The organism is Lascolabacillus sp., from assembly GCF_028696275.1.
In the GTDB taxonomy this organism is placed as follows: Bacteria; Bacteroidota; Bacteroidia; order Bacteroidales; family Dysgonomonadaceae; genus Proteiniphilum; species Proteiniphilum massiliensis.
On sequence record NZ_JAQVHI010000037.1, the window covers coordinates 9,488 to 21,010 of the forward strand.

Below are 11,523 nucleotides of genomic sequence, written 5' to 3' on the forward strand. Positions count from 1 at the left end.
TCTCTATATTCATGCAACAAAGATAAGACATTATTCCTCTGGAAAATACTTAATATATTATGATTGGTAATCAATATCATATTTTTCTTCAACTACTTGATTTATAGAAATTATTTTCTACTTTTGAAGACATGAATGAGATAGACAAATACATACAAAGTTTCCCCGATGAAATCCAGGAAATTCTATACAAAATAAGAGGGATGGTTAAAGAATTAGCTCCTGGTGCAGAAGAAAAAATGGCTTACGGTATGCCTGGATATAAGACTAACAAAAGACCTCTTATCTACTTTGCAGCATATAAGAATCACATAGGCTAGTATGCTACACCTGAAGCACATGATGAATTTAAAGAGGAACTATCTGTATATAAACAAGGCAAAGGATCTGTACAATTTCCTCTTAAATGTCCTATTCCTTATGATTTAATTGAAAGAATTATAAAATTTAAGATTGAAGTGAATAAGTTGAAGTAGGAATTACTTAAATTGTAAATATGAAAATGGATAATTTTCACCCAACTACTTGATTTATAGAAATTATTTTCTACTTTTGAGTATGTCCTGTTAAAATAGTTCTAATTAAAAATCTGTAATTAAATGAAAAAGATATCTCGCCGTAGTTTTATTCACACCGGGTTTGCAGGTTTTGCAGGTCTCACGGTTGCCGGGAAAGGTTCATTTAATATCGATCTAAAACCCGAAGTCAAAATAGATAAAGTTAAATTAGGTAACAGCGGACTCACTGTTTCAAGAATAGCATTAGGCACAGGATCGGTTGGTGGCTCCAAATCATCCAATCAGACTCGACTGGGAATGGATAAGTTTGCTTCTATGGCACATCACGCATATGACAGAGGTATCACATTCTTTGATATGGCTGATTCGTATGGATCCCACCCATTTGTAGGGCATGCCATCAAATCCATGCCACGCGAGAAAATAACCCTTCTCACAAAGATATGGACATATGAAGATGGTTCTGATAGGAATGCTCCTGTACGTGAATCTCTCGACCGTTATCGCAAAGAAATAGGCACTGAGTATATTGATATTCTCTTAATGCACTGCCTGATGCAGCCAGGATGGAGCAATAACCGTAAGCATTATATGGAAGGATTAGCCAAGGCAAAAGAAGATGGTATCGTAAAAGCAGTTGGCGTCTCATGCCACAATTGGGAAGCAATGGTAGAAGCTGTAGATAATCCATGGGTTGATATTATTTTAGCACGTATAAATCCATTCCAAAGCCATATGGACAATACCCCCTATATGGTGAGTGAACTCCTTGGGAAAGCAAAAGCGAAAGGGATTGGTGTGATTGGCATGAAAATATTTGGTGAAGGTAGACATGTTAAAGATAACGAAAGAGAGGAATCTATCAAATATGCCTTAACCACCGGCAACACGCACTGCATGACATTAGGATTAGAGTCAATCGATCAGGTTGATGATGCTGTTGACAGAGTGATGAGGTTAGTTTAAATTATTTAAAATCTTTTCTTAATATTCTGATTGAGTTGAGTATAGCAATCAGAGAAACGCCTACATCGGCAAACACGGCTTCCCACATTGAAGCTATTCCAAAGGCTCCTAATATCATTATTAGAGACTTTACACCCAAAGCAAACACAATATTCTGAATAACTATTGCACGGGTAGAACGTGCAATCTGTATAGCCGTGGCAATTTTAGATGGATGATCGGTCTGGATCACAACATCTGAAATTTCTACTGCTGCATCAGAACCCATACCACCCATGGCAATCCCCACATCACTAATAGCTAAAGCAGGTGCATCATTAATTCCATCACCTACAAATGCTACTATGTTATCAGAATCTTTCTTCAATTTCTCAATATGATAAACCTTATCTTCAGGCAGTAGATCACCGTATGCAAAGTCAATATTCAACTCATCTGCCAAATCATCAACAATCGACTTTTTATCTCCACTCAGCATCACTGTAGTTTTTATACCTAATTTCTTCAGTCGCGATATTGCATTCCAAGAGTCTTTCTTCACTTTATCAGAAATTACAAAAAATCCGGCATATTCTTTATTTATGGCAACAATAACTACTGTCTCCTTTATATCATCTATTTTCTGTTCGTATTTGATCTTGTGAAGTTTCATCAATTTAGTATTTCCTGTCAATACATCTTTCCCATTAACCAAGCCTTTCATCCCATGTCCGGCAATTTCTTCCACATTCTCTATGTTAAAGTCATATGGTAAAATATCAGGATGGTATTCTAACATGGCTTTAGCAATCGGATGATTCGATTTCGATTCAAGAGCTACAGCATACTCAATCATTTTTTCCTTATCAGGATAAACAGATTCAATTTTCTGTACCTGAAATACTCCTTCGGTTAATGTTCCTGTCTTGTCAATCACCACAGTATTAACTTTGGCAATTAAGTCGAGGTAATTTGCTCCTTTAAACAGAATTCCATTATGTGATGCTGCACCTATACCTCCAAAATAACTTAATGGAATAGATATAACTAGTGCACAGGGACAAGAAATTACCAGGAACACCAGTGCACGATATAGCCAGTCGGAAAAAAGATAATCAGAGACAATAAACGAAGGTATAATAGTTATTGCAAGTGCAAGAGCAAAAACAATTGGAGTATATATTCGTGCAAACCTGCGTATGAAAAGTTCAGTCTTAGACTTGCGTGACGATGCCTCTTGCACCATTTCCAGTACACGTGCAAGTGAGCTATCTTCATATTTTTTTTCCACCCGGAAATCAATAACACTGTTAAGATTAACCATCCCTGCCAATACCGGTTCGCCCTCACGTATTGTTCTTGGGACACTTTCGCCAGTTAGTGCAGATGTATTAAAACTTCCTTTGGCAGTCAACATTTTACCATCCAAAGGAATCTTCTCTCCTGCTTTAACCTGGACAAACTCACCGATAGCAACTGATTCAGGATTAACTACTGATATTGATCCGTTTCTGATAACTGATGCACTATCGGGCCTAACATCAAGTAAAGATTTAATATTCTTTCTGGCTTTCTGTACAGCAGAATTCTGAAACATCTCACCAATTGTGTAGAACAACATAACAGCAACAGCCTCCGGATACTCTCCAATAAGGAATGCACCCAGTGTGGCAACTATCATCAGAGTAAATTCATTAAAAAAGTCCTTCTGAGCTAAAGCGGTGCCGGCATTTTTAAAGGATGGCAGAGCAACAGGTAAATAGGCAACAATATACCAAAGTAGACGCATATTGCCTTTAAAGAAGTCTGTTTTAAAGTAATCGAGAACAATTCCACAAAGGAAAATGACAACTGTAATTGTAATTGGTATATAGGTTTTCCAATCAGAATTGCTTTCTAAGGATTCTCTATTTAAATCTCCGCAACAACGCCCTGCATCATTGCTACAATTGGTTTCAATATTTTTAGCGATATCTAGTGCCATATAATTATCAATTTACATAGCAAAGTTAAATTGATAATTACGCAACCAAGTTGCAAATTGCTAATGCTGTGCTCTGTCTTAAGATTCGGAGCATTTATCGCAGAGACCTTTCATAACAAAATTGATGTTCTCAAGCAAGAATTTTTCAGGCAACTGAACCGGAGGAATTGAAACACTTTCAAGGCAGTATGTTTTATGACAATGAGTGCAATTAAAATGTACATGGAGTTCATTTAATTCGCATTGACAATCATCATTACAAACCGAGTACTTCATTGAGCCTGAGCCATCGTCAATACTGTGAATTACCAGATGGTTATGGAACAGAGTAATAGTTCTGGAGATTGTTGATTTATCAACAGTCTCTAATACAGCTTCAAGATCTGATAAGCTAAATGCCTGCGGATACTCCACCATTGCCTTAAATATCAATAGTCTCACTGCAGTTGGTTTAATATCCCTGTCTAATAGTTTCTGTTCAAGTTCTTTCATAATAATCCTCCAATAAGATCATAACAAAAATAGGACATTTTAAATGGAAATCACAATATAATATATTTAAGCAGGATATCCGATTGTTCAAGTTAATAGAAAAACAATTGTAAAATGTGTACTGTCAGGTCGTGTTTGTATAGAACACCTCACACAAACCTCTTATCGATAAACTTAGAGTTCAGTAATCTGGCAACTGCCATGTAGTTGGTTTTGAATACTATTTCATCTCCTACATGATATTTCTTTTTACCATCTTTGGTTTTATTTGAGCCTAAATCCACAACCATCATATCGGAGGTTATACCTACAAATTTTATATCACAGTCAAGTGCCGTCAGGTCTCCGTCATCCACATCAAGCATGCCGAAATCGAGTATTGCCTTAACTGTTGTTTCGTGACGGTCGGTTTCGCTAAAATCGGCTGTGTGTCCTATGTTAGCATCACTTAAAACACCTTCGGGTACAATCTTTTTCTTCTCCAGCTCAATAATATTTGCTCTAAATTCAAAAGTATCGGTGTGAAGATTCATAAACTGTTCATTCTTAAGAGGGCTGACCCCAAAGAATGCAGCTTCTCCTATCCTAAAATGGTTGATGTTTTTGGGTACTGTGCCCTGGTTAATAAGTGGGAGCGTAATTGATGACCCACCTGATATGAATTTCAAATCTTTATTGAATCGTGATGAAATCAACTCTTTATATATTGATAATTGAAGCAGTTTGTCGTAATTGGGCTCAATGCCATACATGCAACCAAGATTAGAACCCAGTCCGATTACATCAATATTTGGGAGGTCGAACACTTTTTCATAGAACGACATCAAGTTTTCTCTATTAACTCCTTCGCGCAGTTCTCCCAGCTCAATCATTATGATAACCTGGTGAATTTTTCCTTGTTTTCCGGCTGCTTCATTAAGAGCCATAATCGTACTTAGCGATGAGTTCAATGAAATGTCGGCATACTCTACAACCTCATCTGCATAAACCTCAGCAGGTGGTTTTATGTAGATTGTTCTCATATTTGGATTAACTGCTCTTAGATTTCTCAGGCTGGTTAATCGTGAATCACCTACTGAGTTTATTTTTTCAATTACATCATCTGTAAGTATATGTTTCAGAAACTCTTTATCTCCCGAAAACACCTTAGTTACAAGGCTCCACTGTATATTATATTTTTCAAAAAAATCGCTTAAACTCTTTATATTTTCTTTTATCTTCTCTGTCTGTATTACCAGTTCAGCCATAATTATTTTTTTAACCTCATTTCGAGATAAGGATTAGTAAAACCAAATTTCTCATACAATTTTTTAGCAGGATTATCAGCATCAACATGTAGCGCGATATCTCCGTCCGTTTTTTCAATAGTGAGTTCAATAAGCATTTTTCCGATTCCTTTACCACGATGGTTTTTATCAGTAGCTATATACACCAGGATATTCTCTGGGATATAACCATCCATACCTGTCCTGTTAACCACTACTGCAGCTCTGATTTCTTCTTCCTCCTTCAGAACCATAGTAAATCCGCCAAAAGAAGTAAACTCTTTTGTGGAATAATCTATTGCTCTTTCAATCTGATTTTTTGGGTCGCCATACTGCTGAAGATTATCGAATAAGAAATCGACAACTTCACTTTTTTCTCTCTCTGTAGGTTTACTCTGTTCGTTAAATATCTTTGTTTTTATCATAACTAATCTGCTAAAGTAGACAAAACAAATTGGAAAATGTTTATAAAATTGAATATATTTTCTATCATAACACTCTATAAACTCTATTTCAAGCATTTACAATGCATTGAAAATCACAATATTATCTCCGGCGATATAAATGAGACTTATTTCTTATTTAGCATATAATTGGTATAAGTGATCTATGGTTTAAGTATTGCTTTTATATTATAAATCTAATCCTTGTAATATGTTCACACTAAAATCAAATTAAAAACAGGATGACGCTTTTATGGTTAGTATATTTTTAAAAGACTAAGGTCGTAACCCAAAATACTTACGGGCTAAACATAATCATCAATCCAATTGCCGACAATACAGTGCCATTAAAAGAATTAAAATGTCTCAACAACTGTTTTTCTGACTCGGCAGGCTCATTCATTATCATTCCACTTGAATCTTTAATTTATAAATTGGGTTTTTTTAACCCTATTCTATTCCCATCCTTGAAATAAGTATTATATAAACAGGTTATGGATCCTATTATATTGTTGAATATCAACGTGATTAAATACAATTTTATTTATTTTAATCTAAATTAATAAAATAAGTATTTATATAATTGAATATAAACAGCTATTTTTATTATTATACCGACAATTAGTCAACTTCATATGTTAAATATATAAACTATTTAAATTTATTTCCATATATTTGCAGCCTGAATTGAGAAGCTATACACTAATTATCTATTACTATTATTTCACAACACTTAAATTAAATATTATCGTATTAATTAATCACATTAAACTATGTTAGAATGAAAACAAAAAGCTATTTTACTAAATGGAGGTATCTGTCACTACTGTGTACATGGATATTCTCAATTGGGATTATTGCTCAGAATGTTACCATAACAGGTAATGTAATTGATCAAAATCAGATTCCAATTATTGGTGGTAACATTATCGAAAAAGGGACTAATAACGGTACTGTTACCGATATTGATGGAAATTTCACGTTAACTGTACCTCAGGGTGCTACCCTGCAAGTTTCATATATCGGTTATATAACTAATGAAGTTCAAGTCGGAAATCAAACAACTCTGCAAATAGTTCTGAGAGAAGACATGCAGGCTCTTGATGAAGTAGTAGTTGTAGGTTATGGTACACAGCAGAAAGTGAATCTTACAGGTGCAGTTGCTCGAATTGGAGAGAAGGAATTAGAAAGCAGACCTATACAGAATGTTTCTAGTGCTTTGCAGGGACTTGTCTCTGGTTTAACTGTAATGTCGGGACAGGGACGTCCGGGTCAGGATGGAGCAACCCTTCGTATTCGTGGTACTGGCACTCTTAATACTGCATCACCCTATATCCTTATTGATGGTGTTGAGAGTGGGACAATGAACTCATTAGATCCAAATGATATCGAGAGCATTTCAGTACTTAAAGATGCTTCTTCAGCAGCGATCTATGGATCTAAAGCATCTAATGGTGTTATCCTGATTACAACTAAACGAGGGAAAGCAGGTACTCCACGTGTTTCATACAACGGATTTTATGGTATTCAAAGGGCAACTGAGCTGACAGAAAGATTAAGTTCTTATGATTATGCCCGTCTCTACAACCAGGCTCTTATTAATGATGGTAACAATCCACGTTTCTCAGATGAAGATCTAAGAAAATTTCAAGATGGTTCATCACCATACACACATTCAAATACAGATTGGTATGATCTTGCTTTTAAAAACGGTATGCAACAACAGCATAATGTAACTGCAAGTGGTGGTACAGATAATACCAAATATCATGCATCTGTAGGTTACCTTGGTCAGGAAGGTATTCTGTCAAATTCCAATAGAAAGCAATTTAATGGCAGAATCAATCTGGATGTTGCTATAAACGACAGACTGGATATGAAAATGAATCTTGCCTATATTAAGAATGACTATTCAGACCCTACAAATAGTTATGTAAGAGGTGGTTCTGATCAAATTATCAGACAGTTAAATATTATTGCTCCTTGGATAGTAAATAAATATGAAGATGGCACTTATGGCACTGTTTCTGATGGTAATCCTATCGCATGGCTGGATCTTGATCAGACAATTGACAGAAAAAATCAGAATTTTACAGGTATCTTGGCTGCTGATTACAAATTCAGTAAAAACCTGACTGGAACTCTTCAGGGATCATACATAAACAATATGCAGCACTATCGTGAATTCATGAAGGATATTCAATATAACCCAAATAAATATCACGGTCCTAATCAACTGGATGAGCGCTACTATCTGTGGAACAGGACAACTTTTGATGCACTTCTTAACTATGATAAACTTTTTAATGATGTGCATACTTTTAAGGTTCTGTTAGGATGGCACACCGAAAAATATAATTATAACGAAAATACTATGGTGCGTCGTAGTTTTCCAAATAATAACCTTACTGACATGAACGCCGGAACTGCTTCTACTCAGACTAACAGTGGGTTCTCCAGAGCATTGGCTATGATTTCCGGTTTTGGTAGAATTAATTACAACTATGCAAGCAAATACCACTTTGAGGCAAACTTCAGAGCAGATGCTTCTTCAAGATTTTCTTCTGAAAACAGATGGGGCTACTTTCCTTCATTCTCTGCAGGATGGAGAATAAGTGAAGAGGCTTTTATGGAGAGTTTGAGAGACGATGTAAACAATCTTATGTTGAGAGCATCATGGGGTCTGCTTGGTAACCAAGATGCACTTGATGATTATTATCCTTATCTCAATACTTACAACCTTGGAGGTTCTTATCCTTTTGACGGATCGCTACAAAGCGGTTATTATCAGAGTAGTTATCGTATCCCAAGCATTTCATGGGAGAAAGCACGCACATATGGTTTAGGTATCGATCTTTCACTATTTAATCACTATAATGCATCAATTGACTTATATGATAGAAAAACAACTGATATTATTATGGATGTACCTGTTCCGGCTGAATTTGCGTTAGGTGCTTATAAGGATAATGTTGGTGCTATGCGAAATCGTGGTATTGAAGTAAGTCTTGGTTATAATAATCGCTGGAAAGATTGGTCACTTAGTGTAAATGGTAATGTTTCATATAATAAAAACGAAATTCTTAACCTTGGTGGTGTAGAAAGAATGATTAGTGGAAGTACTATAAACCAAATTGGTCATGCAATATCGTCTTTCTATGTTTATAAGGCTGATGGATTTTTCCAATCACAGGAAGAGGCTGATGCCTATGCTGAAAAGTATAATCCTTCAACAGGTACCACTCTTTTTTCACAGCAGTTTAAGGCTGGTGACATCAGGTACGTTGATGTAAACGGAGACGGTAAAATCGATGGTGATGACAGGGTTATAAGCCATTCAGTTAACCCGGCATTTATTTATGGACTAAATGTGAATGCTGGTTACAAAAACTTTGATCTTTCAATGATATTCTCTGGAGCAGCAAAAGCAGCAAGAATATTAAATTCTGAAGCATTTGGATCTTTCCAGGGTGATGTTTCTCATCCTACAACTATTTGGCTTGATGCTTGGAGTCCTGATAACACTAGTGCTAAGATGCCACGTATTTATAATTCAATTAACTCAAATAGTGCACCTGAAAGAGTAATGTCTACATTTTGGCTACAAAACACCAGTTTTGTACGTCTGAAGAATCTTCAGTTTGGATATACTTTACCAGTATCTTTAATAAATTCTATTGGAATATCTAATGCAAGAGTATATTATTCTGCTGAGAATTTATTTACTATTGATAATATGCCAATCAGTATTGATCCTGAAAACAATAGTGAACGTGCATCATCATATCCTATTGTTCAGACTCACTCATTTGGTGTTAGCTTGACCTTCTAATCATTTATGTTATTGAAAAAAATTAATCATTATGAAAAAAATATATCTAATTATAAGTTTAATGATCCTTCTGGTCACCAGTTGTTCTGATTTTCTGGACACCTACCCAAAGGATGCTTTGTCTCCTTCAACAACATGGCAGACTGAAGATGATGCTGAAAAGTTTCTTGTAGGTTTATACAACGGATGGATTTGGGGTGAAGAGTTTTTCTACCTTGATTGTGCATCTGATATTGGGTTCAACTTCCATACACATGAGGGATGGAGACAAATTGGTAATGGTACTCTTACTGCTGCTAACCCAGGTAATTCTTTCTATAATTTCTCTACCATTCGTCGTGTTATAACATTCCTTGAAAATATCGATAATGTTCCTTTTTCAGACGAAGCTGATAAGTTGGACATGATTGGACAAGCCAAAACAATCAGGGCTTATAATTATTTCAAAATGAATTTCTGGTATGGAGGAGTTCCAATTATTGATTCTTATGTTGATGCTGAAGAAGCAAAGGTACCAAGGAACAGTGAAACCGAAGTAAAGGAGTATGTTTATAAGGAAATTGATGAGGCAATTGGCTATCTAAAGGTTAGACCCAACAGTGATAAGGGAAGAGTTGGTAAAGCTACTGCATTGGCTGTCAAGATGAGATCTGCCCTTTATTGGGGAGATTATCAACGTGCACTAGATGCTGCCCGTGCAATAATAGACCTTAATGTATATGAGCTGGACAGCGATTATACAAATCAGTTTACATTGGCTGGTCAGAATTCTCCTGAAATTATTCTTTCAAATCAGCGTATAAAGAATCTTGCCAGTGAATGGATAGTAACAATTCCTAACAATGCAGATGGTGGATGGTCATCAATGGTTCCAACACAAAATCTGATTGATTTATATGAGATGGAAAATGGACTAACAAAAGAAGAGGCAGGATCGGGATATGATCCGGCACATCCTTTTGCAGGTCGTGATCCACGTATGGCTATGACTGTACTTTATCCGGGTAGAGAATGGGAAAGTGGTTATAATGGCGTATTGAATACTTTAGACAGACTACTTCCTGATGGCAGTCCTAATGCAAACTTTCCTGAAGGTGCAAATAATGCATCTAAGACCGCTTTAACCTGGTCAAAGTATGTTGTACCATTAGAACAATATGAAAGAGATTTTTATACAACTAATACTCAATATATTGTTTTCAGATATGCTGAAGTATTATTAACACTTGCAGAGGCTGCAAACGAATTAACGGGTCCTTCTGAAGAAGTATATAACGCTCTTAATGAAATACGTAACCGTGTCGGCATGCCTGATGTAGACAGAACAAAATACAATACTAAAGAGACACTACGTGAATTGATTAGGAGGGAAAGATCTGTTGAACTGGCAGGTGAAGGTTTCAGAAGAGCAGACATTGTTCGTTGGAAAGATGCATCAGGTAAAATGATTGCAGAAACAGTATTGAATAAACCTCTTACAAGAATAGACGGTACTGTTGATTATAACGAACCAGACCCTTTTAAACGTGCTACCGTTACTGGTACAGTAATAATAGAAGATCGTAAATTTACTCCAAACAATAGATATCTTCCTATTCCTCAAGGCAATATTGACAATAATCCAGCACTTGTGCAAAATCAAGGTTATTAATGTATTAGGAATCGTAATTTAATAATAAACAGAAGAGTTCATTTGATTTAATCTCAAATGAACTCTTTTTCTATATATAACCTTCTTTATTGATTCAGGATATTTAATTATTGCTTCTTAAATGAAGTTTTTAAGACTCAGCAAAATTACTCTATATAGATAATTACCTTAAATCAAAATCAACTTTTAAATGCTGATCACTTCTTATGTATGTCGAAACCACTTCTGCAGTAAGTGTTGATGAATTGGCATTTGCTGTAACCAGTTGAGTTGAATTTGGATAAAGCACTACTCGGCTGGTTGTATTTCCATCCGATAGGTTTAGTTCAAAATAAAGGTCGCTTTTATTTTTTATTTCATAATAGTTGATCTTAGTACCATTGTTTCTGGCTT

Annotated in this window: 9 protein-coding genes; 4 read left to right on the top strand and 5 right to left on the bottom strand. The window is 35.6% G+C overall.

The genetic code is table 11. The annotated features are described in order from the left end of the window. Window positions 1-131 precede the first annotated feature (131 nt). Both PHO43_RS08430 and PHO43_RS08435 read left to right on the top strand, forming a co-directional pair. The gene (locus PHO43_RS08430) at window positions 132-320 is read left to right on the top strand and encodes an iron chaperone (RefSeq protein ID WP_288011906.1); all 189 of its coding nucleotides are present in this window, start codon (window positions 132-134) and stop codon (window positions 318-320) included. 279 nt (window positions 321-599) lie between these two features. Beyond that, entirely contained in the window at window positions 600-1,484 is an 885-nt protein-coding gene (locus PHO43_RS08435) for an aldo/keto reductase (RefSeq protein WP_288009023.1), read from the top strand. A gap of 1 nt (window position 1,485) precedes the next feature. On the opposite strand, the gene PHO43_RS08440 is transcribed toward PHO43_RS08435, so the two are convergent. From PHO43_RS08440 to PHO43_RS08455, 4 genes are all read right to left on the bottom strand, one after another. Then, the gene (locus tag PHO43_RS08440; RefSeq protein ID WP_288011908.1) at window positions 1,486-3,447 is read right to left on the bottom strand and encodes a heavy metal translocating P-type ATPase; all 1,962 of its coding nucleotides are present in this window, start codon (window positions 3,445-3,447) and stop codon (window positions 1,486-1,488) included. Window positions 3,448-3,525: 78 nt separating this feature from the next. Further along, the gene (locus tag PHO43_RS08445; RefSeq protein WP_045089522.1) at window positions 3,526-3,939 is read right to left on the bottom strand and encodes a Fur family transcriptional regulator; all 414 of its coding nucleotides are present in this window, start codon (window positions 3,937-3,939) and stop codon (window positions 3,526-3,528) included. A 149-nt stretch (window positions 3,940-4,088) separates the two neighbouring features. Beyond that, window positions 4,089-5,186 carry an alanine racemase gene (locus PHO43_RS08450; protein ID WP_053826331.1) on the bottom strand — a complete coding sequence of 366 codons (1,098 nt, stop codon included), beginning with the start codon at window positions 5,184-5,186 and terminating at the stop codon, window positions 4,089-4,091. A 2-nt stretch (window positions 5,187-5,188) separates the two neighbouring features. Further along, window positions 5,189-5,629, bottom strand: a complete 441-nt coding sequence (locus PHO43_RS08455; protein WP_045089520.1) for a GNAT family N-acetyltransferase — start codon at window positions 5,627-5,629, stop codon at window positions 5,189-5,191. Window positions 5,630-6,428: 799 nt separating this feature from the next. Here PHO43_RS08455 and PHO43_RS08460 point away from each other — a divergent pair. Both PHO43_RS08460 and PHO43_RS08465 read left to right on the top strand, forming a co-directional pair. After that, complete coding sequence (locus PHO43_RS08460) at window positions 6,429-9,479, top strand: SusC/RagA family TonB-linked outer membrane protein (RefSeq protein WP_288011913.1); 3,051 nt, start codon at window positions 6,429-6,431, stop codon at window positions 9,477-9,479. A 31-nt stretch (window positions 9,480-9,510) separates the two neighbouring features. After that, on the top strand, window positions 9,511-11,130 hold the full coding sequence (locus PHO43_RS08465; RefSeq protein ID WP_288010370.1) for a RagB/SusD family nutrient uptake outer membrane protein: 1,620 nt from the start codon (window positions 9,511-9,513) through the stop codon (window positions 11,128-11,130). Between the two features lie 163 nt (window positions 11,131-11,293). Here PHO43_RS08465 and PHO43_RS08470 read toward each other — a convergent pair. Next, on the bottom strand, window positions 11,294-11,523 hold a 230-nt coding region (locus PHO43_RS08470; protein ID WP_288011915.1), incomplete at its 5' end, for an Sb-PDE family phosphodiesterase.